The organism is Streptomyces polyasparticus (assembly GCF_014493765.1).
Classification (GTDB): Bacteria; Actinomycetota; Actinomycetes; order Streptomycetales; family Streptomycetaceae; genus Streptomyces; species Streptomyces polyasparticus.
The window spans coordinates 106,197-127,903 of sequence record NZ_JACTVJ010000019.1; the positions used below are offsets into that span (position 1 = coordinate 106,197).

Genomic DNA, 21,707 nt, shown 5'->3' on the forward strand with positions numbered 1-21,707 from the left:
ATGGAATCGATCGGAAACAATCGCTTTTCATGATGCTCCGGCGCTCCTACGGTCGAAGACATGACCACCTACGCGACAGCCGCAGCCACCACCGTGACCCGCACCAGGCTCGACCTGCCCCAGCTCGTGTGGGCCCTGGCGGCCACCCACTTCGTCAGCCGGGCCGGCAGCGTCGTCCAGTCGTTCCTCGTGCTGTACCTGACGCAGGAACAGGGCCTGACGCCGACAGCGGCGGGTGCGGTCGTCGCGGCCGTGGGCATCGGCGGCATCGGCTCCCAGCTGATCGGCGGCTGGCTGTGCGACCGCATCGGCCGGCGCAACACCATGCTCGCGGGCTTCCTGGGCACCACGATCGCGATCGCCGCGCTCGGCTCCGCCGGCTCACTGCCCACCATCTGGGCGTCGGCCGTCGGACTAGGACTGGTGGCGGACCTGTTCCGCCCCGCCGGTGCCGCCGCGGTCGCCGACCTGCCGGCCGAGCAGCGGATACGGGCCTTCGGTCTGCTGTTCTGGGCCGCCAACCTCGGCTTCTCCCTCGCCACGGTCACCGCGGGCGTGCTGGCCCGGCACGGTTACGGGCTCCTGTTCTGGCTCAACGCCGTGGCGGCGGTGCTCGCGGCGCTGATCGTGCGGCGCCGGATACCGGAGACCCGCCCGCCCGCGGGCGAACGGGCCCGGCGCGCCCTGCTCCCGGTACTGCGCCGCGACCGCCTGATGATCGCGATGACGCTGCTCAACGTCGCGTACTTCACGCTCTTCCTGCAGACCTTCGCGACCCTGCCGCTCATGATGACGGCGGACGGCCACGGCCCGGCGGCGTACGGCGCGATCCTGGCGCTGAACGGCATCGTCATCGTCCTGGGCCAGCCCCTGGCGGTACGGCTGCTCGCGGGCCGCGACCCGGGTGCGGTCCTCGCCGCCTCGGCGCTCCTGGTCGGCGCGGGCGCCGGTGCGGGTGCCGTGACGCACAGCGGCACGGGATACGCCCTGTCGGTTCTGGTCTGGACACTCGGGCAGATCGGCATGGCCGTCATGTACGGCGGCACCTTCGCCTCGCTGGCCCCGGCGGATCTGCGCGGCCGGTACATGGGCGTGGCTTCCGCGACCTGGAGCGTCGGGGCAGTGTTCGGCCCGCTGGCCGGCACCGCGCTCCTCAACCTGGGCGGCCGGGGAACGCTGGGTGCGGTGTGCGTGATCGCCGGACTCGCCCTGTTCGGCGCCCAGTTGGCGCTCCGGCCGGCGCTGCGGCGACGTATGACAGCACAAGCCGAACCTTCTCCGTCCGACAGTTGAGAACGCACGACCTGCCACTCACACCGCTGAAAGGAATGCGCTCATGAAGGACATACGGTCCGCACTCTGGCTGCCGCTCTTCGACGACCTCGCCGACCCGCGGGTGGTCGCCCAGCTGGCCGCCGAAGCGGAAGAGGCCGGGTGGGACGCCTGTTTCGTCTGGGACCACCTGGCCTGGCGGGCGCCGGTCCAGCAGGCGGGCGACCCCTGGATCACCCTGGCCGCCGTGGCGCACGCGACCGAGCGGCTGCGGATCGGCCCCATGGTGTCGGCCCTCGCCCGCCGTCGCCCGGCCAAGGTCGCCCGCGAGACCGCGGCGCTCGACCGGCTCGGCGACGGACGGCTCACCCTGGGAGTCGGCATCGGATCCGACCGTTTCGCCGGTGAACTGTCCAAGACCGGCGAGGAGTTGGACGACCGGGTGCGGGCCCGCATGCTCGACGAGTGCCTGGAGATCCTGGCCGCCGCATGGTCGGGCGAGCCGGTGCACCATCGCGGCGAGCACTACACCGTCGACGGCATGACGTTCCTGCCGCGTCCCGTACAGAAGCCCGGGGTGCCGGTGTGGGCCGCCGGATTCCCCGGCAACCTCCGGCCGATCCGCCGCGCCGCCCGCCTCGACGGCTTCTTCCCGGTGAATCTGGAGCACCCGGACCAGCTGGCCGAGGCCGTCGGCATCGTCACCGAGCTGCGCGAGGGCGACATGTCCTCGTACGACATCGCCGTCGCCCTGCCGCCCGGCACCGACCCCGCACCGTACGCGGAGGCCGGTGCGACCTGGTGGCTCACCGACATCGACCCCGGTGCGCCGCTCGACCTGGTGCGCGGCGTCGTCCGCGACGGTCCGGCGGGCCGCTGAAGCAGCCCGCCGGACCGCTGAAGCAGCCCGCCGGACCGCTCGCTCAGGGCTGGATATCGATGGTGAAGGTGGACGTGGTGTTCCTGATGTCCTCCGCGTTGTCGCTCATCTTGAGGTTGTGGAAGGTGACTTCACCGACGGCCGGACCCTGGCCGGCCTCCGGCATCTCGTTGGCCCAGAGACCGAAGCCCGACTTGTGGTCGTACGCGTCGCCGCTCTTGCGGGCTCCCGTGATGGTGATGTCCCGCAGGACGGTGTCCTTGATCGGGAACTTGGGCTGACCGCCCACGTACTGCGTCTGGAACATGATTCCGCTGTACGTCGGGTCGGTGATGTCCACGTTGTTGATGCGGATGCCCTGGAACACCTTCGAGGCGGAGAACAGCCAGATGCCGGGGAAGGTCTGACCGTTCCAGAAGTGCCCGCCGGCCCGTTCGATCGAGATGTTCTCGAGCGTGGTGGGTTCGGTGCCGAAGCCGTTCATCGGGTAGCCGAAGTCCAGCGAGCTGACCGTGATGCCGGAGTAGACAAGCGTGTCGGCGATCCGGATGTTGCGGAAGGTGTTGTTGTAGCCGCCGTAGACGGCGATGCCCGCCGCGCGCCACGTCAGGGTCGTGGTCAGGTTCTCGTAGACGTTGTTCTTCATGTCCGCACCGCCCGCGTCGATCGCCGAGAACAGCGCGAAGCTGTCGTCGCCGGTGGCCCGTGCGTCGTTGTTGGACACGAGGTTGTCCGTGGAGCCGTTGGTCATGTTGACCCCGTCGGCGAACATGTTGCGGATCCGGGAGTTCTTGATGGTCATCCGGTCCGTGTTGGCGCCCCAGTACAGGCACACCATGTGCTCGTTCCAGATGTTGTCGATGGTGATGTCGGCGACGTTCTGGAAGTCGAACACCTTGCCCGGACCGTCGATCCGGGTGGTGTAGTTGCCGAAGTACGCGAATCCGCTGAAGGAGGAGCCGTTGGCGCTCGCTTCGGCGCGGAAGCCGATGTCGGTGTTCTCCTGGGACTTCGGGGCATGGAAGCGCGTGAACCAGGGCCCGGCACCGACGACCTGGATCTTCTTGCCGTACACCTGGAACTTGCCGCCGGTCTCGTAGTCGCCGGGCGGCAGGTAGACCCCCTTGAGCGTGTTGGTGGTGTCCATGCGGACCTTGTCCAGGGCGTTCTGCACGTCCTGGTGCGAGAAGCCGGCCGGCACGGTGTAGGTCGCCGGGTCCGGGTTGGCCTGTGGCGCCACCTGCTCCAGGTCGACGAAGTCGATCGCGTACTGCGAGGTGTTGGCGCTGTCCTTCTGCAGCCGGATCTTGCTGCCGGCCTTCACCGTCTCGCCGAGCAGGATGTGCGCCTCGTCGTAGATGTGCCGGGCCGGACCCGCGCTCGGGGAGTTGCCGGGCGAGGCCTCGGCCCCGTACAGCCAGGCGTACTTGGAGGTGAGGTCGAGCGCCTTGCGGAAGGTGCCGTCGACGTACACGTTCAAGGTGGCGTTCGTGCCGCCACCGCCCTGGGCGTCCGGGATGGAGAAGCGGGTGACGAGGGTGTTGGTGTCCTGCTCGGCGGTGAACTCCACCGAGGCGCCGGTCGAGTTGAGCGTGACCGCCTTGCGGCCCGAGGCCTCACCGGCCAGGTCGCCGATGGTGCGGTTGGGGCCCACGACCTGCGCGCCGCCGCCGAGCGTCCCGTCCTCGGCCTCGTACGTGTCGTACGGCATATCGGCACCGCGGCCGACGAACAGCGGTTTGGTGCTGGTGTTGTTCTCGCGCTTGACCGGCAGCTCGTTGGCGTCGGCGGCGATCACCGTCTTCACGGTGTACTTGCCGTCGGCGGCCGTCCAGCTGCCGAGCGTGACCGGTCCGGTGGTGTCACCGGCGCCGATGGTGCCCGTATACGGCTTGCTGAAGGTCTTCACGGTGTCGCCCTGGGCGTTCTGCACTGTGAGCGTGATGCCGTGGTCGCCGGACGCGGAGGCCTGGCTGCCCTGGTTCTTGATGGCCGCGCTGAAGGTGACCTCCTTGCCGGCCGAGGGCGCCGACGGCGACCAGCTCACCGGTGAGGCCACCAGGTCGGAGGACTGAACCGGCTTGACCACCAGGGGACTTGCCGCGGTGAAGGAGTTGTTGGCCTCGTTCTCCTCGATGACGGTGTTTTTCTCGTCGACGACGGCGCTCAGCGGGTAGGAGCCCGCGTCCTGCGGATCGACGGTGGTGGTGACCGTGGCGGACTGACCCGCACCGAGCGCCGCCACCGGCTTCGTGGCCACCGGCTCGCCGCCGAGCGCGAACGCCACCTCGCTCGCGCCGGAGGCCTCGGCACCCCGGTTGTGCACGGTAGCGGTCAGCGTCAGCTGGTCCGTCTCCACCGGCGCGGCCGGTGCGTACGTCAGCTGGGTGATCTCCAGGTCGGGGTTGGGCGCGGGAGTGCCGATGACCTCGAACTCGGCGACCTGGCCGGCCGTTGCCCCGCTGTTCGCGGTGAACTGCAGCCGCACGTCGGCGACGCGCCCCGAGACGGGGATCGTGATGGTGTTCCGGTTGCCGGACGGGCTGAAGGTGTACTCCTTCTCCGCCGCGAGCGAGGTGAAGCCCGTGGCCCCCTGCTCCCGGCCGAGCACTTCCACCTTCTGCGTCCGTGTGCTCCAGCCCGCGTCCGGGTTCAGCTTGACCACGACCGCGTCGACATCGGCGTTCGCGCCGAGCTTCACGGTCAGCGTGTTCGGATAGCTGCCGGCCGCGCCCTCCCAATAGGTGGAGGTCTGGCCGTCGTTGGCGTTCGCGGCGACATACGTGTGGATCACCGAGGACGCGTTGATCGGCTTGCCCACCGCGAGATTGGAGCCCTCGACGGTGCCCGGACGCGTCACGGTGTTGCTGAACGCGGAGACGTTCCCGGCGGCGTCACGGGCGCGCACCGCGTACGCGACCGTCTCACCGGCGGCCCGCTGGTCGGTGTGCGTCGTGACATCCCCGGTGACCGACTTCAGGAGCTTGCCGTCCGCGTACACGTCGTACGCCGTGACCTTCACGTTGTCCGTCGAGGCGCCCCAGGTCAGCTTGACCTCGCCTGCCGACGGCTGGGTGTACGCGAGGTTCGAGGGCGCGGTCGGCGCCTGGGTGTCGCCCGTGTCCGCCCTGCGTGTTACGGAGTTGCTGTTCGGCGAGATGCTCCCCGCCGCGTCGCGGGCGCGCACGTAGTACGTGACGGTGGCGTCCGCCGGCTGGGTGTCGGTGTAGGTGCGCACACCGCCGTCCACCGTGCTGCGCAGCTCGCCGTTCGCATATACGTCGTACGCGCTCACGCCGGTGTTGTCGGTGGCCGCGTCCCAGGTCAGCTTGATCTGGCCGGGGGAGGGCTCGGTGAAGGCGAGGTTCGCGGGGGCGGTGGGCGCCTGGGTGTCGCCGCCGGCCGGACCGTAGATCTCCAGCTCCGACAACTGCCCTGCGGGCTGGCTGTCGTTGGCGGAGATGACCACCCGCACATAGCGCGTGGTGGTCGTGTCGAAGGTGAGCGTCGCGGTGTGCCCGGTGGCCGTCGAGAAGGGATAGGCCTTGGCCGCGCTCAGATCGGTGAAGTCCGTGCCGTTCTCGCTGCCCTGGATCTTCAAGGTCTGCGTGCGGGCACCCCAGGCCTCGGGCACGCGCAGCACCACCTCGTTCACGCGGACCGACGAGCCGAGGTCGGCCTGGATCCACTGGGGCAGCTTGTTGTTCTCGCTCTCCCAGTAACTGGCGCGGTTGCCGTCGTTGGCGTTCGCCGCCACGTAGGTCTCGGCGTGGCTGCTCGCCTTCAGGGTCCTGCCGGCGGCCAGATTGCCGGAGGTCTCCTCGGCGGCGAACACCTGCAGCTCGGCCAACTGGGCTGCGGGCCAGCCGGTGTTGGCGGTGATCTGCACCCGTACGAACCGGGTCTGCGCGGCGGGGAAGCCGACCGTCACCGTGTTGCCGCTGCCCGGTGCGAAGGAGCGCGCGGCGGAAGCGGCCAGCGTGCTGAACCCGGTGCCGTCCTGACTGCCCTGGACGGCGAGCGTCTGCGAACGGGCCTCCCAGGCGGGCGGCAGCTTCAGGACCACCTCGTCCACCCGGACGGTGCGGCCGAGATCGACCTGAACCCACTGCGGGAAGTCGCTGCCCGCGCTCTCCCAGTACGTCCCGGAATTGCCGTCGGTGACGTTGCCCGCGGCGTAACCGCCCTTGGCGCTGCCGGCCGCGGCGGGCTTGCCCAAGGCGAGGTCGGGCCCGCCGGCCGCCATGGCGCCGAAGCCGGGCAGGCCCAGCAGGAGCAGTGCGGCGACAAGGCCCGCGGCGAGGGCCCGCCAGGTACGCGGGGAGTGCGGTCCTCGCTCACGTCGAGGTGGCGCGGCTGGTGCGGATCTGAACCGAATCATGGATCCCGTAGCCCCTTTACTCGTGTCTGATTGATAATTGCCCTCGCTTTGCAGGAGAGTTGCAGAGAAATGTCATCCTGACTACAGGCTGGACGGAACTGGACGCACTGGTGCCTCCGGCACGCAGGTGCCTCAGGCGCCCCGGCTCCGCGCTGCAGGCGCAAGGTGAGCCGCGTCTCACCGGGCCGGACCAGGCTTGCTATGCAACGAGGTGCATAGCAAGATCGGGGCATGGCGCTCGACCACGCGATCCTCGTGTCCCTCCTCGAAAAGCCCGGGTCCGGCTACGAACTGGCCCGGCGCTTCGAGCGGTCGATCGGATACTTCTGGACCGCCACCCACCAGCAGATCTACCGCGTGCTCAAGCGCATGGAGGGCGACGGCTGGGTCGATGTCCGCGACGTGGCGCAGCAGGGGCGACCGGACAAGAAGGAGTACTCCGTAGCCGAGGCCGGACGGGTCGCGCTGTCCGCGTGGCTGGCCGCGCCAATCGAGCCCGAGAGCGTCCGGCACGATCTCGCCGTCAAGATCCGCGGGGCCGCGTTCGACGATCCCGCGTCCCTGATCGGCGAGGTCCGCCGGCACCGGCAGGTGCACACGGAGCGCCTGGCCCACTACCTCGCGGGCGAGAAGCGTGACTTCGGGGAGCCGTCGGACCGGGACGAGCCGCTCCACGCCGAACGGGAGCTCCAGCACGTCGTGCTGCGCGGCGGCATCGCGTACGAGCGGATGATGATCACCTGGCTCGACGACGTCCTCGGCACGCTGGCCCGGTTCGAGACCGGCCGCTGAACTCGCCGTCACCCACGGGCGGTCGCTGTCCTCGCCCCCCTCTGATCCTCACCCTCACCCTCACCTTTACCTGAGCCGGAAAGGCGGACCCTCATGGCCGACCCGCTGCTGTTCAACCCGGGGACCTACGACCCCACGCACTTCGACCCGGAGACGCGCCGGCTGCTGCGCGCCACCGTCGACTGGTTCGAGGCCCGCGGCAAGCGCCGGATCATCGAGGACTACCGGACCCGCGCCTGGCTCGGTGACTTCCTCGCCTTCGCCGCCGAGGAGAAGCTCTTCGCGACCTTCCTCACGCCGACCTCCGCCGCAGGCGCGGACCAGGACGACAAGCGCTGGGACACCGCCCGTATCGCCGCGCTCAACGAGATCCTCGGCTTCTACGGCCTCGACTACTGGTACGCCTGGCAGGTCACGATCCTCGGCCTCGGCCCCGTATGGCAGAGCGAGAACCCCGAGGCGCGGGCCCGCGCCGCCGAACTCCTCGACCAGGGCGAGGTGTTCGCCTTCGGCCTGTCCGAAAAGGCGCACGGCGCCGACATCTACTCCACCGACATGCTCCTGGAGCCCGACGGCCAGGGCGGCTTCCGCGCCACCGGGTCCAAGTACTACATCGGCAACGGCAACGCCGCAGGCCTCGTCTCCGTCTTCGGCCGCCGCACCGACGTCGAGGGCCCCGACGGCTATGTCTTCTTCGCCGCCGACAGCCGCCACGCCCAGTACGAACTGGTCAAGAACGTCGTCGACTCCTCCAAGTACGTCAGCGAGTTCCGCCTCCAGGATTACCCGGTGGCCGCCGCGGACGTGCTGCACACCGGCCGCGCCGCCTTCGACGCCGCCCTGAACACCGTCAACGTCGGCAAGTTCAATCTCTGCACCGCGTCCATCGGCATCTGCGAGCACGCGATGTACGAGGCCGTCACGCACGCGCAGAACCGCATCCTGTACGGCCGTCCCGTCACCGCCTTCCCGCACGTGCGGCGCGAGTTGGCCGACGCGTACGTGCGCCTGGTCGGCATGAAGCTCTTCAGCGACCGCGCCGTGGACTACTTCCGCACCGCGGGACCCGACGACCGGCGCTACCTCCTCTTCAACCCGATGACGAAGATGAAGGTGACCACCGAGGGCGAGAAGGTCATCGACCTCATGTGGGACGTCATCGCCGCCAAGGGCTTCGAGAAGGACAACTACTTCGCCCAGGCCGCCGTGGAGATCCGCGGACTGCCCAAGCTGGAGGGCACGGTCCACGTCAACCTGGCCCTGATCCTCAAGTTCATGCGCAACCACCTGCTCGACCCGGTCGCGTACGAGCCCGTCCCCACCCGCCTCGACGCGGCCGACGACACCTTCCTCTTCGCGCAGGGCCCGGCCCGCGGCCTCGGCTCGGTGCGCTTCCACGACTGGCGTCCGGCCTACGACACGTACGGCCACCTGGCGAACGTCGCCCGCTTCCGCGAACAGGCCGACGCGCTCTGCGAGTTCGTCCGCACGGCAGCCCCCGACGAGCAGCAGAGCCGCGACCTCGATCTGCTGCTCGCGGTCGGCCAGCTCTTCGCACTGGTCGTGCACGGCCAGCTGGTCCTGGAGCAGGCCGCCCTGACCGGCCTCGACGAGGACGTGCTCGACGAGCTCTTCGCCGTGCTCGTACGGGACTTCTCCGCGCACGCCGTCGAACTGCACGGCAAGGACTCGGCCACCGAGCAGCAGCAGGCCTGGGCGCTCGGCGCGGTCCGCCGCCCGGTCGTCGACACGGCGCGTGCGGAGCGGGTCTGGCAGCGGGTGGAGGCGCTCTCGGGCGCGTATGAGATGAAGCCCTGACCTTCTGCGTCAGCCGGCTGCGGTGCGGGGCCCCGCCGCGCGCCGCAGCCGGTTGGCGATCGCGAGGCCCAGGCCTTCCTCGGCCGGCAGCGAGGCGACGATGAGGTCGCACCCCTGCTCGTCGAGCTCGCGCAGAAACCCGAACAGGCCGCGCGCGTACGCGGACATCGCGTCCGGGACCGTCACCACGGCGTGCGCCTTCACCGGCGTATCGGCCAACGCGGGAGGCAGGAAGACCCCCACCTGGCGGCCGGCCTCCTGCGCGCGTGCGGCCTCCTGGACGATCTCGTCGGGCTCGACGAGGACGACCCGCGCCCGCGGCGCATAGTGCGACGGGTGCTGGCCCGGCACGCGGACATTGCTCGTGGCGGGCACCGCGAGCGGAAGGCCGAGCACCGCCTCGAGGTCCTCGCGCGTCACACCGCCGGGCCGCAGGATGGTCGGCACTTCGCCCGTGACATCGACGATCGTGGACTCGACCCCGACCTCGCAGGCGCCGCCGTCCAGGACGAAATCGACGGCGTCGCCGAGCTCGGTACGTACGTGGGCGGCCGTGGTGGGACTGACCGACCCGAAGCGGTTGGCGGACGGTGCCGTGACACCGCCGCCGAACGCCGCGAGCAGTTCGAGGGCGACGGGGTGGTCGGGCACGCGCACCGCCACCGTCTCCAGACCGCCCGTTGCTTCGAGAGGAACCCGGCGGCCGCGCCGCAGGACCAGGGTCAGCGGACCCGGCCAGAAGTGCTCGGCCAGCACGCGTGCGGTCGCGGGCACGTCCTCGACCCAGTCGTCCAGCTGCTCTGCACCGCCGATGTGCACGATCAGCGGGTGGGACGGCGGGCGGCCCTTCACCTCGAAGATCCGCGCGACGGCCACAGGGTCCTCCGCATTGGCCCCCAGGCCGTAAACGGTCTCGGTCGGCAGGGCCACGAGCCCCCCGGCCCGCAGCACATCGGCCGCCTGCTCGACGGCGCTGTTTTGTGCGCTCACGTCCCTCAGTCCTCTCGTTGCACGGAGCCGGTGCCCGCGGTGCCCGCGCGGATGAACCGGTGTGCTCGAGAACGGCAACGATCCACAGGACCGAGCGCCGGCTGCGCGCTCCGGTCCTCGCCGGACAGACGCTGCAGAATACCGGAAATGCACCGCACCCATTGAGCCGCGGTCTCCGCACACCCGGGGCGCCCGGCGCGGGCCGGGCGGCTCGCGTAGGTCTCGCGGAGTGCGGGTACTCGGGTGGCGTCCCCGTCGTCGAGCCAGGTACGGAGCCATGGCGGACCAGCAGCTCAGCGCACACGAACAGCGCATCCTGCACGAGACCGAACAATCCTTGGGGCAGGACCCGCAATTCGCGGCCCTCTTCGACGGCTTCGCCCGGGAGCCGGCCGACCGGGGCTTACCGCTCGTGCGCGTCCTGTACTGGATCGGGCTCCTTGCGGCACCCCTCGCCTTCGCGCTGCAGTTCGCCGCCGGGGTGCTCGTGACCGCGGTCCTGTGCACCCTCGTCGGCACGGTGAAAGCCGTCGGGATGACCCGCCGGACACCCCGCGGAGGTCCGCAGATCAGGCACCCGAAGCAGCCGTGATCAGCTGCCCGCGCGACCGGCCGGCAGACGGCCGCCTCCCGGACCGCTCTGCCCGCTGACCAGGGGCCATGCCTCGACGTCCTGGTAGCGCCGGTGGCCTCTGTGGCCTCTCGGCGTGCTGCCGACCAGATGGAGGCGTTCGGTCCGCCAGGCGTGCCCGGTGAAGCCGTCAAGGCAGGAGACAGCAGACGTCACGGACGCGGTGTCGTAGCGACGAGCACGTGCCAGCGTGAGGTGGGGACGCAGCGGACGCTCGGCGAAGTCGACGCCGCAGTCCCTGACCCTCGCCCGCACAGCTACGGCCAGCTCGTGCAGCCGGTCGAGATCACCCCCGATGCCGCTCCACAGGACACGCTCGTCGAAGTGACCGCCGCCGAGGAGAGACAGTTCGAGCGAGGGACGGGTGGCCGCAAGCTCGGCGAGGGGAGCGCGGAGCCGCTGCACGGTCTGCACCGGCAGCTCGCCCAGGAACGCCAAGGTGATGTGCCAGTCCTCGATGCGATTCCAGCGCAGCTCCGGAAAGTCGGCGTAGGCCGGGCTCAGCGCGTGCGCCAGCTCGTTCTTCGCCTCGTCGGGCGGCGCGAGGGCGATGAACGCGTGCTGGGTGGCGGTGTGGGGAGGCGGCTCGGTCACGCACGACTTCTTATCAGCCGGGACGCTGCGTGACCTCGCCGGACCCAGCCGTGGGCGCGCGCATAATCCGTTGCCCCCGCCAGATGGCGTGGCCCACGATGCCCGGATGCGCTTCTCGATCAACATCCCGAACTTCGGCGACTTCGCCGACCCCCGCAATGTGGCCACCGCAGCGGCGGCGGCCGAGGAAGCCGGGTGGGACGGGCTCTTCATCTGGGACCACGTCCACTACCGGGCGTACTCGGGGCGGCCGTTCGGCGATGCGTGGATGCTCCTGACCGCAGCCGCCCTCGCGACCTCACGGATCCGGCTGGGCACGCTGCTCACACCGGTGGCTCGCTACCGGCCGCAGCAGCTCGCGCGGCAGGTGGCCACCCTGGACAACCTCAGCGGAGGCAGGGTCGTCTTCGCCGCGGGCCTGGGCGGTCCGGTCGACGACGAGTACGGCACCTTCGGCGACGAGACCGACCGCCGCGTCCTCGCCGAACGTCTCGACGAAGGGCTCGACCTGCTGGCGCGGTTCTGGACGGGTGAGACCGTGGACCATGCCGGCCGCCACTACCAGGCCCGGAACGTAAGCCTGCAGCCCGCCACAGTCCAGCAGCCCCGGCCGCCGATCTGGATCGGCGGCTTCTGGCCCAACCGCCCACCCATGCGCCGAGCGGCGCGGTGGGACGGGGCGGTCCCGCTGTTCGAGAACGCCCTGCACGGACATCCCCCCGAGCCCGATGACGTATGGGAGTTGGCCGCCTATGTGCACGATCACCGAGACGCCGACGCCCAACGCCCCTTCGACCTCGTCATCGGCGGCGCCACCCCGACCGACGCGTCCAAGGCCAAGGACGTGATCGCCCCACTGCGCGACGCGGGCGCCACCTGGTGGGACGAACGCCAACTCGACCCCGGCCCTGACGTGGACTGTCTGGCTTCGGTCCTGCGCCGCATCGAGGCGGGGCCACCGGAGCTCGATTAGAGGCAACCGGACCACCTGTCCCGCCTCGCCCTCGCGCATGTGCTTCGTATGTGTGTTCTGAATGGAGGATTCAGCAGTTATGTTCGGCCCCATGGACAAGCCGAGCATCTTCGAGCGCATTGGCGGCGAGCCCGCGGTCGCTGCCGTGGTGGACGTTTTCTACCAACGGGTCCTCGCCGACGAGCAGTTGGCGCGCCACTTCGTCGGCACCGATATCGCCGCCCTCAAGGGGCACCAGCGAAGCTTCATCGCCCACGCCCTCGGCGCCGAATTGCCCTATGCCGGCCGCTCCATGGAGCACGCCCACGCCGAACTCGGCATCACCGAGGACGACTTCGACCTCGTCGTCGGCCACCTCGCGGCCGCCCTGGCCGACAGCGGCGTGGACCAGGCCACCATCGCCGACATCGCGTCGGCTCTCGTTCCCCTCAAGGAGGCCATCGTCACCGGGGCGTGAGGGCGAGCACCTGATCGCGCGCCCGCGGAAACCGCCTCGTCGCCCGGTCCCGCACCGCTGGCCGCAGCCACTGTGGGCGCCCCCGACGTTGAGGTCATCGTGCGTGTGCGAGGCGTCGGCAGTGCGCGCGATGCGGGGCGAGCGAGACCGGACGGGGCAGGCGGTTGGCTTCGCGGACACTGGCCATCTGGGCCCGAGGGTGTGGTGAGTTGAGCCTGTGGCGCGACAGAGGCTGGTGAGTCACCTCGCCTTGGGAGCCACCTCGCTCAGAGGTGGCTCTCCACGAGCTTTCGTACCTCCGCGGTGGCCAAGAGCCCCGGCCCGTGCGCCGCCACCACCTCTCCCTCCTTCAGCAGGACACACGACGGGGCTCCCGTGACCCCGTATCGCTCGGTCGCGGCCGGACAACGCGTGATGTCGGCGCGGACGGCCGTCAGGCGCCCCGCGTATTCGTCGGCGATGCCGCCCACGACGAGGTCCGCCACCAGGCAGGGCTCGATGGCCTTGGGCCAGGTCCCGATGAAGTAGGCGAGGACCGGAACCGTGCTCATCCCGAGGATGAAATCGAACTCCGCGTCCTCACGGGGTCGGTGAACCCGTTGCGCCATGAGAGCTCCTGACCTTGCGTTCCGTCATTCCGGCATTCCGTCTGCATCATCCCTCGCGCGGCGTGCCGGCCGGCCGCGTCGATCGTCTGACCGGCCCCGTACACGTGCGCGGACGGTAGGCGTACGCGTCAGCCGCTCCGCAGACCGACCGCCAGCGTCAGCTCAAGGACCTTGTGCGGCGATGCGAGATCCGGGAAGAGCTCCCGCAGCTGCGACATCCGGTAGCGGACTGTCTGGGGATGGACGAACAACGCCGCCGCCGCCTCGTCCCGCCTGCCCTGGTGCAGCAGCCACGCCCGCAACGTCTCCTCAAGGCGCCGCGCTGTCGCGACAGGCAGGGCCTGCAACGGTGCGAGAGCTCGGGCACGCAGGTCCGCGAACGCGTCCGCGTCGGCGCTCAGCACCAGTGCGGGGAGGTGTTTCTCGGTGTCGCGGATATCGGGGGAGAGGGAGCGCGCGCGTACGGCTCGCGCGTAGGAGGCGGACGCGCGAGCCCATGGCCGGGCCGGGCCGACCACGGCGGTGCGGTCGGCGAGTTGCCGCAGGAGACGTGCACGGTCGGCATCGGGGACGAGCAGGACACCGGTGGCGTCCGGCAGATCGTCGAGGACGAGGGTGCTCGGGTCGAGCGCGCGATAGGCGGGCCGGGCCTGGGCGGCGGGGAGCAGGACCGCGGTCAGCGAATCCGGCGGCTGCCAAAGGGCTCGTTGTGCGGAGGCAAGGAGTACGTCAGGGGCTGCGCCGGCGAGGAGGTCGCGGGCCAGGTGTTCCAGGTGGCGCTCATGGTCCCTGCCGCGGGCTGCCAGTTCGTCGGCGTGGCCTGCGGCGCTCGCGGCGGAGAGCTCGTCGATGTAGGCGAAGGTCAGCTCGGCGAACTTGGCGACCTCGGCGGCAGGCAGACCCGCGGGTACGGCACCCGCCGCCAGGCATCGCCAGGCCACGCGGGCGCCGACGCGGTAGGCGCTGAGCAGGGCATCCATCGAACGGCCGTCGCGCACCTCGCCGCGGCCGAGCTCGTAGGCCGCGTCACCGGCGTCGCCGCGGCCTGTGGCGTTTCCGCTCGCGAGGTCCAGGTAGTGCCCCAGGGCAGTACGGACGGCTTTGCGGATGGTGGCGCCCATGCGGCCCGAGAGGGCGTTGGCGTAGGGAGGCACCTCGTCGATGATCGCCTGGACGATCTCGTCGGCGGTGGTCTTCAGGGAGGCCCGAAGCACCGTGACCGTCGTCTCGTCCAGGGCCAGTTCGCTGACCCTCCGGATTGCTTGGTTCACGTTTTTGTTCCCACCGAACAATTCTGGCGACCAGTTTCACGTCCTGCGGTCAGGACTTTACGCCTTGAGGCGCAGCAAGCTGAAGTCATGACGAGTAAAGCCCTCCGCAGCAGGGCGTGGAAGCTCCTTGAGATGGTCACGACACCGCTGCTGCCGTCGGACTACCTCGACCTGGTCAGCCCGCTGCGTGCGGGCGCCGACCTGCGCGGGCGCATCGAGGCCGTGCACCCCGAGACGGGTGACGCCGCGACCATCGTGATCAGACCCGGACAGGGCTGGCGCGGCCACACGGCCGGCCAGTACGTGCGGATCGGCGTCGACGTCGACGGGGTGCGCCTGTGGCGTGCCTACTCCATCACCTCGCCGACGGACTGCCAGGACGGCCGCGTCACGATCACCGTGAAAGCGATCCCGGACGGCAAGGTCAGCAACCACCTGGTCCGCAGGGTCGAGCCCGGCACCCTGATCCAGCTCGACCAGGCGACCGGTGACTTCGTGCTGCCGCAGGCCAGGCCTGCCAAGGTGCTCTACCTGACGGCCGGCAGCGGCATCACGCCCGTGATGGGCATGCTGCGCGACACCGAGTTCGACGACGTCGTCATGGTCCACTGCGCGCCGAAGGCGCAGGACGTGATCTTCCGCAGTGAACTGCACAGCCTGGTCGCGGACGGAAAGCTGCGCCTCACCGAGGTGCACACCGACACGGACGGCATGCTCGACATCACCCGCCTCGACGAACTCGTGCCCGACTGGGCCGAGCGCGAGACCTGGGCCTGCGGGCCCGCGGGGCTGCTCGACGCCGCCGAGAAGCACTGGTGTGAGCACGGCGTACAGGATCGCCTGCACACCGAACGCTTCCGCCCGAGCATCGTTGCCGCCGGCGACGGCGGCGAGGTCACGTTCAGTGCCACCGGAAAGACCGTCGAGGCGGATGGCGCCACGCCGCTCCTCGACGTGGGCGAGGAGGCGGGCGTGCTCATGCCGTCCGGGTGCCGTATGGGCATCTGCTTCGGCTGCGTCACGCCGCTCAAGGCGGGCGCCGTCCGTGATCTGCGCACCGGCGAGATCACCGAGGCCGAACCGGGCGTCCTCATCCAGACCTGCGTGTCCGCCGCCGCGGGCCCCTGCGACATCGAACGGTAGGAACAGCTTGACTGCCATCGACCCCACCGCCCACCTGACCGCAGAGCAGATCGAGGAGCTCGGCCGCGAGCTGGACGCGATCCGTGACGAGGTGATCGCCGACCGCGGCGAGAAGGACGCCGCCTACATCCGCAAGGTCATCTCGGCGCAGCGCAAGCTCGAACTGGCCAGCAGGGGTGTGCTGCTGTTCTCGATCTTCCCGCCCGCGTGGCTGATCGGCACCGCCGGTCTGTCCGTGGCGAAGATCATGGACAACATGGAGATCGGCCACAACGTCCTGCACGGGCAGTGGGACTGGATGCGGGACCCGAAGATCCACTCCACCACCTGGGAATGGGATCACGTCTCGCCGGCCGACCAGTGGAAGCACTCGCACAACGAGCTGCACCACACGTACACCAACGTGATCGGCAAGGACAACGACCTCGGCTACGGCATCATGCGCGTCGACGAGGACCAGAAGTGGCACCCGTTCCATCTCGGCCAGCCGCTGTGGAACTTCATCAACGCCTGCTTCTTCGAGTACGGCATCGCGGCGTACGACCTGGAGCTCGGCAAGAACCTGAGCAAGCGGCGCCGCAAGGACCCGGAGTTCCGCGCGCGGGCCAAGGCCGTGGGCCGCAAGATCCGCAAGCAGATGCTCAAGGACTACGTGATCCACCCGCTGCTTTCGGGTCCCTCCTTCCTCCCGACGCTCGGCGCCACGTTCACCGCGAATCTGGTCCGCAATCTCTGGACCCACTCGGTGATCATGTGCGGGCACTTCCCCGAGGGCGTGCAGGTCTTCGAGCGCCGGTCGATCAAGGGTGAGACGCGCGGCCAGTGGTACCTGCGCCAGATGATGGGCTCGGCGAACATCAGCGGCAGCAAGGCCATGCACTTCATGACCGGCAACCTGTCGCACCAGATCGAGCACCACCTGTTCCCGGACCTGCCGAGCAACCGGTGCGCCGAGGTCTCGGTGAAGGTGCGCGCACTGTTCGAGAAGTACGAGCTGGAGTACGTCACCGGGCCGCTGCCCAAGCAAGTGTTCTCCGCTTGGCACAAGGTCTTCCGGCTTTCGTTGCCGAACAAGAAGCCCAAGGTCAAGAAGCCCGAGGTCAAGAAGCCCGAGGTCAAGACGCCGGACCGCGAGCAGGAGCTCGTCGCGGTCTGACTCCTGTGGGTGCCTGAAGGGGGGAGCCCCCTTCAGGCAACCGACTTGAGCCTCCAGAAGAACCCGAGCTTGTCCAGCGAGTAGCTCACCAGCATGTTCTTCGTCTGCTGGTGGTACGCGCCTCTGAGCGCTCCTGAAGTGCGGCTAAGGATGAGATCAGTTGGCATGGCATCGAGTTGGTCCGGATCTGGTCCGCATCATGTCGTGCAGCCAGGCGTCTGAAGTGTGGGTCACCGCGGTACCACATGGCATGCTGGCGGGTCTCGCTGGCCAGGGCTTGAGGAAGTCCTGCAGTTCGGTGTATGCCGTGCGGAAGTAGAGCGGACGCCGCAGGTGATCTGTTCCGGGCCGCCCGGCATCCTGCCGGGTGTCGATCCACTGGCCGACGGTGGTGGCGACGAGAGCGGCCTGCGGTTGCATCACACCCCGGACGGGGCATACGGGGATCGGCTATCACGCGCCCCCTGGCCCAAGCGGTAACCGAAGGCCGAAGCCAGAGGTCTTGCGGTGCCCCCTACCTGTGACGCCGGTCCACATCCGCAGCCAGGGCGAGTGCGCCAACCGGGCACCATGCGCCCCTGACGCATACGCCCCAATTCTGCTGCCTGCCAGCGCTGATGGGGACACACCGGTCCGTGAGAAGAGCGGGCAGTCAAGACGGTCCTCCTGGATCGACCTACTGCTGCTCCAGACCCAGAAGGCCAACACCCCAGCACGACCAGCGGGATGCGACCTCGGTGGAGACCACGCGCCCGCGACCTTCAGGTACTCCTGGCCAGGATGGTCGGTTCTCGGAGCCATCCGGCCTCGGATAGGGGACACGTGGTCCCGTCCCGGCGGCCGCAGTGCGGTGGAGCATTGAAGCAGATAGTTCAACTGGCCTTGAAATGACCGGAGGCGCCCGATGAGCGGTGCCGTGCTCGTGATCGTGGCCGGACTGCTTGTGCTGTCCGTGGTCTCGGGCATGCTCGGGCTCGGGGCTCTGGCCGCCGGTGCGGTCATCGGCATTGCGCTCGGCGCCCTCGGGGGTGGTGGCAGTGTGCTGGCCGTTCCCGCGCTGATCTATCTGCTCGGTTTCAGTCCGGTCGGGGCGACGGCCGCGAGTCTCGTCATCGTCACGCTCACCTCGGTCACCGGGCTCGTCGCGCACGCCGGTGAAGGCAACGTTCGCTGGCGTACGGGACTGCTGTTCTCGGCGGCCGGGATCGGCCCCGCGATGCTGGGCGGCGCGCTTGCCGTGCAGATCCCGGCGGCCGTGCTGACGGCGGCCTTCGGCGTGGTCGCGGGAGCAGCCGCCTTGCGTATGCTGCGGACCCGGCGGGCCGTGGAGGGCGCCGTGACGGTGCGGCCGGGGCGGGTGGCGGCCGCCGGCGGCGGACTCGGCGCGGTCACTGGCGTCCTCGGCGTCGGCGGTGGCTTCCTGGCTGTGCCGGCACTGGTGAGCGTGGTGGGCCTGCGGATGCAGAACGCGGTGGGTACCAGTTTGCTGGTCATCACCGTCAACTCGCTGGCCGCGCTGGCGACGCGCGCCGGCACGGTCGAGGGGCTGGACTGGGCGGTCGTCGGACCGTTCGTCGCGGCTGCGGTGCTCGGCGCCTGGGACGGCAAGCGGCTGGCCGCGCGGGTCTCGGGCCCCACGCTGCAGCGGATCTTCGCACTGGTACTGCTGGCGGTGGCGGCCTTCATGCTCCTCGACGCGGCGCTGTGACGGCAGACGTGGCGGGAGTTCTCATGCCAGCGACAGGAACAACTTCTCCAGACGGGTACGCATCTGCTGGGCGTCCTCTCCCGTCTTGCGGCCGGACTCGATGTCGGTCATGCACTGCTGCATACCGGTCGCGATGATGGCGAAGCCGGCTCGGTCGAGGGCGCGGGACGCGGCGGCGAGCTGCGTGACGACGTCTTCGCAGTCGCGCCCCTCCTCGATCATCCGGATCACGCCGGAGATCTGACCCTGCGCACGGCGCAGGCGGTTCAGCACGGCCTTCAGGTCCGCACCCTCAAGTTCCAGTTCCACGGCCACTCCTCGCATAACATACCCCTAGGGGTATTATACGTCCCGATTCGAGGCGGCGTCGATCAGAAGGAAGCGCACCTGCCGTGAGCACTCCGGTCGACCACGTCCGCCGGGTCCTGTCGGTGATGCGACGCTAGGCGCTGTGGCCCTTCTGAGCGGCCGCTGAACCAGCGTTGAGGGGCGCCCGCACGGGCTCCCCGCGCGGCCCGAAGGCCAGTTCACTCTGTCGAGCCCGAGGCTCGTCGGCGCACGTCGTCCATGTCGACGGCTCGGACCCTGCTGATGAGCTCTTCCAGGGCCTTCGGCGGTATGGCGCCCGGGCGCGCGTACAGGACCGTCCGGTCGCGGACGGCCACGAGTGTGGGGATGGACGTGACGTGGAAGGCGCCCGCCAGTTCCGGCTGCGCCTCTGTGTCGACCTTGCCGAACACGATGTCCGGGTGGCGCTCGGCCGCCTTCTCGAATACGGGGCCGAACGTTCGGCACGGGCCGCACCATGCCGCCCAGAAGTCGATCAGCACGATCTTCGAACTGGTCACAGTCTCCTCGAAGTTGTTCCTGGTCAATTCCACGGTGGGCATGGCTTCCCGTCTCCTCTCGTATACCCGGCGGGGTATCCTCTGCACGGTTCAACCAGTGCCGTTCCGGTTCTGTTCCAGGCAGTCGCGCGGCAGCTGAGGGCGCCACATGCGCTCGGAGACGTTCGGCTGCCGGGTGGGCCCCGCTCCGGGAGGCCGATGGACGGCGAACACCCTGCGAGCGCGGTCGAGTTGCCAGGCCGGCGCTTCCCGGCCCAGTCGGCCATGGCGGAGTGCAGGGTCGCCGCCCAGGCGGTCTGCCGTGAAGCGCACGGCGGTCGTGCGCGGCGGCGGATCGGCATGGCGGCGCCCCTGGCCGGTGTACCAGTGGAAGGCATACCCCGGCGGGTACCGGGGTGGGGACCTGTGGCCTGTGGCCCATGTCCAGCTCTCTTCACCCGCACAACAGTGGGGGCATGGGTAAACACATCGTGATTCTCGGCGTCGGAACCGCGGGCACCATGACGGCCAACCGCCTGCGCCGCACATACGGCGCGAGGGAAGTGCCGGATCACGGTCGTCGACCAGGACGGCGACCACCTCTACCAGCCGGGGCTGTTGTTCGTCCCCTTCGGGATGGCCCAGCCGCACCACCTCGTCCGGTCCCGACCATGGCAGATTCCTACCGGTATCGACTACAGGGAGGCGCGGATCGAGGGGGTCGACTTGGGTGCGTGGACCGTCCGTCTCGCCGGCGGCATCCGGCTCGGCTACGACGTCCTCGTGATCGCCACCGGCGCGGTGCTGCTGCCGGAGGAGACCGAAGGCCCGACGGGCCCCGGCTGGGGCGAGAACGTCTGCACGTTCTACGACCTACCCGGTGCCGTGGGTCTGCACCACGCCCTGGAGCGCTTCGCCGGTGGCCGGGTCGTGATCGACGTGGCGGACCTGCCGGTCAAGTGCCCGGTGGCTCCGCTGGAGTTCGCCTTCCTCGCCGATCGGTACTTCCAGCGCTGCGGCATCCGCGACAGAGTTCAACTGGCCTACGCCACACCGCTGGACGGCGTCATCACCGACCCGGTCGCGGCGAAGGCACTGGGCAGCCTGCTGGCGCGCAAGGGTATCGAGTTGGTCACCGAGTTCACATTCGGCGAGGTCGACGGCATTGTTGGTCGGCTGGTGTCGTACGACGAACGTGAGGTGCCCTTCGACCTGGCGGTGGTCGTGCCGTTGCACGGCGGTGCCGAGTATGTGGGCCGTTCGGAGGGTCTCGGTGACGAACTGGGCTTCGTGCCCCGTCGATCAGCACACTCTCCAGCATCCCGAACATCCGGAGGTGTTCGCGATCGGTGACGCGGCGGGCCTGCCTGCTTCCAAGGCAGGTTCGGTGGCCCACTTCGAGGGAGAGGTGCTGGTGCGCAACATCGGCCGCTTCCTGGGCGGGCAGGAGCCGGACGCCCCCTGCGACGGGCACGCCTACTGCTTCGTGGAGACCGGCTTCCACAAGGGCTGCTCATCGACTTCAACTACGAGGCCGAGCCGCTGCCGGGCATTACCCGGCCGGAGTCGGCCTGCCGCTCCTGAAGGAGTCGCACGCCAACCACCTCGGCAAGCTCGCTTGCGAGTGGCTGTCATGGCTCAGCTTGCTGCCGGGACGGGACATGCCGGGCATCGGTTCGGCGATGCCCGAGCGCGGCAAACTTCACGTCCATGTCTGAGCGAAGGAGAGCAGTTATGCCTACAGCCACCTACGACTAGAGGGCCATCCCCTAGGGAGCGGCGTGTGTCGGCTGTGGGCGCCCTCATGGTCACGCGGGCCAGTCGTCGGGCAACCCGGCGCCCCGGCACAGAACTCGTCGGCCACCGCGCGTACCGGCAAACGCCGGAGCGTCGCGTCCGACCGCAGAAGTCAGGAGGCAGGGCCGCTGTTCCGCGGCGACCCGAAGGCTGCAGCGTCACGCTCGGCCAGGTCGACGTGCAGAAGGAGCAGACGCGCCAGGTGACGCGCCTCGTCGGCGGTGAGTGCCGCCCACACGCCCGGCTCACCGCCCTGGTCCCGGCCCACGTCCAAGGCGATCCGGGTGATGGGAAGGTCCGCCGGAGCAAGCCGTAGACACCGCACAGCGATCCTGCGCCCGCAGGTCGTCACCACACATGTGTCGTCGGTCGCCCTGGCTGGTCCGTCAGGCCCTGCTGTCGTCATCGG

Annotated in this window: 19 protein-coding genes; 11 read left to right on the forward strand and 8 right to left on the reverse strand. The window is 69.6% G+C overall.

Annotated elements, in window-relative coordinates:
• Positions 1-60: 60 nt before the first annotated feature.
• Both H9Y04_RS33365 and H9Y04_RS33370 read left to right on the forward strand, forming a co-directional pair.
• Positions 61-1,293, forward strand: coding sequence for an MFS transporter (locus H9Y04_RS33365; RefSeq protein ID WP_187817875.1), 1,233 nt, complete (start codon positions 61-63; stop codon positions 1,291-1,293).
• Between the two features lie 43 nt (positions 1,294-1,336).
• Positions 1,337-2,152 (forward strand): LLM class flavin-dependent oxidoreductase, encoded by an 816-nt coding sequence (locus tag H9Y04_RS33370; protein WP_187817876.1) that lies wholly within the window; start codon positions 1,337-1,339, stop codon positions 2,150-2,152.
• 43 nt (positions 2,153-2,195) lie between these two features.
• Here the strand turns inward: H9Y04_RS33370 and H9Y04_RS33375 are convergent, their stop codons facing one another.
• The gene (locus H9Y04_RS33375) at positions 2,196-6,533 is read right to left on the reverse strand and encodes a discoidin domain-containing protein (protein ID WP_187817877.1); all 4,338 of its coding nucleotides are present in this window, start codon (positions 6,531-6,533) and stop codon (positions 2,196-2,198) included.
• A gap of 231 nt (positions 6,534-6,764) precedes the next feature.
• Here H9Y04_RS33375 and H9Y04_RS33380 point away from each other — a divergent pair, with 231 nt between their 5' ends.
• Together H9Y04_RS33380 and H9Y04_RS33385 are read left to right on the forward strand one after the other, a co-directional pair.
• Positions 6,765-7,325, forward strand: coding sequence for a PadR family transcriptional regulator (locus tag H9Y04_RS33380; RefSeq protein ID WP_187817878.1), 561 nt, complete (start codon positions 6,765-6,767; stop codon positions 7,323-7,325).
• 93 nt (positions 7,326-7,418) lie between these two features.
• Entirely contained in the window at positions 7,419-9,143 is a 1,725-nt protein-coding gene (locus H9Y04_RS33385; protein ID WP_187817879.1) for an acyl-CoA dehydrogenase family protein, read from the forward strand.
• Between the two features lie 9 nt (positions 9,144-9,152).
• Here the strand turns inward: H9Y04_RS33385 and H9Y04_RS33390 are convergent, their stop codons facing one another.
• A complete protein-coding gene (locus H9Y04_RS33390; RefSeq protein WP_187817880.1) occupies positions 9,153-10,133 on the reverse strand; it encodes an L-threonylcarbamoyladenylate synthase in 981 nt (326 codons plus the stop codon).
• Positions 10,134-10,410: 277 nt separating this feature from the next.
• Between H9Y04_RS33390 and H9Y04_RS33395 the strand changes: the two genes are divergently transcribed.
• Positions 10,411-10,725: a DUF3040 domain-containing protein gene (locus tag H9Y04_RS33395; protein WP_187817881.1), complete on the forward strand. Its 315-nt coding sequence runs from the start codon at positions 10,411-10,413 to the stop codon at positions 10,723-10,725.
• On the opposite strand, the gene thpR is transcribed toward H9Y04_RS33395, so the two are convergent.
• Positions 10,726-11,358, reverse strand: coding sequence for an RNA 2',3'-cyclic phosphodiesterase (gene thpR / locus H9Y04_RS33400; RefSeq protein WP_308801417.1), 633 nt, complete (start codon positions 11,356-11,358; stop codon positions 10,726-10,728). It lies immediately after the preceding gene.
• Positions 11,359-11,464: 106 nt separating this feature from the next.
• Between thpR and H9Y04_RS33405 the strand changes: the two genes are divergently transcribed.
• Positions 11,465-12,331: an LLM class flavin-dependent oxidoreductase gene (locus H9Y04_RS33405; protein WP_187817883.1), complete on the forward strand. Its 867-nt coding sequence runs from the start codon at positions 11,465-11,467 to the stop codon at positions 12,329-12,331.
• A gap of 91 nt (positions 12,332-12,422) precedes the next feature.
• Positions 12,423-12,788, forward strand: coding sequence for a group I truncated hemoglobin (locus H9Y04_RS33410; RefSeq protein ID WP_236071797.1), 366 nt, complete (start codon positions 12,423-12,425; stop codon positions 12,786-12,788).
• Between the two features lie 266 nt (positions 12,789-13,054).
• Here the strand turns inward: H9Y04_RS33410 and H9Y04_RS33415 are convergent, their stop codons facing one another.
• Positions 13,055-13,396: a thioredoxin family protein gene (locus tag H9Y04_RS33415; protein WP_187817885.1), complete on the reverse strand. Its 342-nt coding sequence runs from the start codon at positions 13,394-13,396 to the stop codon at positions 13,055-13,057.
• 128 nt (positions 13,397-13,524) lie between these two features.
• Positions 13,525-14,667 carry a PucR-like N-terminal domain-containing protein gene (locus H9Y04_RS33420; protein WP_187817886.1) on the reverse strand — a complete coding sequence of 381 codons (1,143 nt, stop codon included), beginning with the start codon at positions 14,665-14,667 and terminating at the stop codon, positions 13,525-13,527.
• Positions 14,668-14,754: 87 nt separating this feature from the next.
• Here H9Y04_RS33420 and H9Y04_RS33425 point away from each other — a divergent pair, with 87 nt between their 5' ends.
• The 3 genes from H9Y04_RS33425 (at position 14,755) to H9Y04_RS33435 (ending at position 18,674) form a co-directional block, all read left to right on the forward strand.
• Entirely contained in the window at positions 14,755-15,810 is a 1,056-nt protein-coding gene (locus H9Y04_RS33425) for a ferredoxin reductase (RefSeq protein WP_187817887.1), read from the forward strand.
• Between the two features lie 7 nt (positions 15,811-15,817).
• Positions 15,818-16,966 carry a fatty acid desaturase family protein gene (locus H9Y04_RS33430; protein ID WP_187817888.1) on the forward strand — a complete coding sequence of 383 codons (1,149 nt, stop codon included), beginning with the start codon at positions 15,818-15,820 and terminating at the stop codon, positions 16,964-16,966.
• A 964-nt stretch (positions 16,967-17,930) separates the two neighbouring features.
• Positions 17,931-18,674, forward strand: a complete 744-nt coding sequence (locus tag H9Y04_RS33435; RefSeq protein WP_187818003.1) for a sulfite exporter TauE/SafE family protein — start codon at positions 17,931-17,933, stop codon at positions 18,672-18,674.
• Positions 18,675-18,695: 21 nt separating this feature from the next.
• Here H9Y04_RS33435 and H9Y04_RS33440 read toward each other — a convergent pair whose 3' ends face one another.
• Both H9Y04_RS33440 and trxA read right to left on the reverse strand, forming a co-directional pair.
• A complete protein-coding gene (locus H9Y04_RS33440) occupies positions 18,696-18,983 on the reverse strand; it encodes a metal-sensitive transcriptional regulator (RefSeq protein ID WP_187817889.1) in 288 nt (95 codons plus the stop codon).
• Between the two features lie 218 nt (positions 18,984-19,201).
• Positions 19,202-19,564 (reverse strand): thioredoxin, encoded by a 363-nt coding sequence (gene trxA, locus H9Y04_RS33445; RefSeq protein ID WP_187817890.1) that lies wholly within the window; start codon positions 19,562-19,564, stop codon positions 19,202-19,204.
• Between the two features lie 573 nt (positions 19,565-20,137).
• Here trxA and H9Y04_RS47030 point away from each other — a divergent pair.
• A complete protein-coding gene (locus H9Y04_RS47030; RefSeq protein WP_236071798.1) occupies positions 20,138-20,854 on the forward strand; it encodes an NAD(P)/FAD-dependent oxidoreductase in 717 nt (238 codons plus the stop codon).
• Between the two features lie 556 nt (positions 20,855-21,410).
• Here H9Y04_RS47030 and H9Y04_RS33455 read toward each other — a convergent pair.
• Positions 21,411-21,704: a hypothetical protein gene (locus tag H9Y04_RS33455; protein WP_187817891.1), complete on the reverse strand. Its 294-nt coding sequence runs from the start codon at positions 21,702-21,704 to the stop codon at positions 21,411-21,413.
• Positions 21,705-21,707 lie beyond the last annotated feature (3 nt).

Bases quoted from the DNA above. Each gene is read 5' to 3' on its own strand.
- H9Y04_RS33365 (WP_187817875.1), top strand. From the start codon at position 61: ATGACCACCTACGCGACAGCCGCAGCCACCACCGTGACCCGCACCAGG.
- H9Y04_RS33370 (WP_187817876.1), top strand. From the start codon at position 1,337: ATGAAGGACATACGGTCCGCACTCTGGCTGCCGCTCTTCGACGACCTC.
- H9Y04_RS33375 (WP_187817877.1), bottom strand. From the start codon at position 6,533: ATGATTCGGTTCAGATCCGCACCAGCCGCGCCACCTCGACGTGAGCGA.
- H9Y04_RS33380 (WP_187817878.1), top strand. From the start codon at position 6,765: ATGGCGCTCGACCACGCGATCCTCGTGTCCCTCCTCGAAAAGCCCGGG.
- H9Y04_RS33385 (WP_187817879.1), top strand. From the start codon at position 7,419: ATGGCCGACCCGCTGCTGTTCAACCCGGGGACCTACGACCCCACGCAC.
- H9Y04_RS33395 (WP_187817881.1), top strand. From the start codon at position 10,411: ATGGCGGACCAGCAGCTCAGCGCACACGAACAGCGCATCCTGCACGAG.
- H9Y04_RS33405 (WP_187817883.1), top strand. From the start codon at position 11,465: ATGCGCTTCTCGATCAACATCCCGAACTTCGGCGACTTCGCCGACCCC.
- H9Y04_RS33410 (WP_236071797.1), top strand. From the start codon at position 12,423: ATGGACAAGCCGAGCATCTTCGAGCGCATTGGCGGCGAGCCCGCGGTC.
- H9Y04_RS33415 (WP_187817885.1), bottom strand. From the start codon at position 13,396: ATGGCGCAACGGGTTCACCGACCCCGTGAGGACGCGGAGTTCGATTTC.
- H9Y04_RS33425 (WP_187817887.1), top strand. From the start codon at position 14,755: ATGACGAGTAAAGCCCTCCGCAGCAGGGCGTGGAAGCTCCTTGAGATG.
- H9Y04_RS33435 (WP_187818003.1), top strand. From the start codon at position 17,931: ATGCTCGGGCTCGGGGCTCTGGCCGCCGGTGCGGTCATCGGCATTGCG.
- trxA (WP_187817890.1), bottom strand. From the start codon at position 19,564: ATGCCCACCGTGGAATTGACCAGGAACAACTTCGAGGAGACTGTGACC.
- H9Y04_RS47030 (WP_236071798.1), top strand. From the start codon at position 20,138: ATGGCCCAGCCGCACCACCTCGTCCGGTCCCGACCATGGCAGATTCCT.
- H9Y04_RS33455 (WP_187817891.1), bottom strand. From the start codon at position 21,704: ATGACGACAGCAGGGCCTGACGGACCAGCCAGGGCGACCGACGACACA.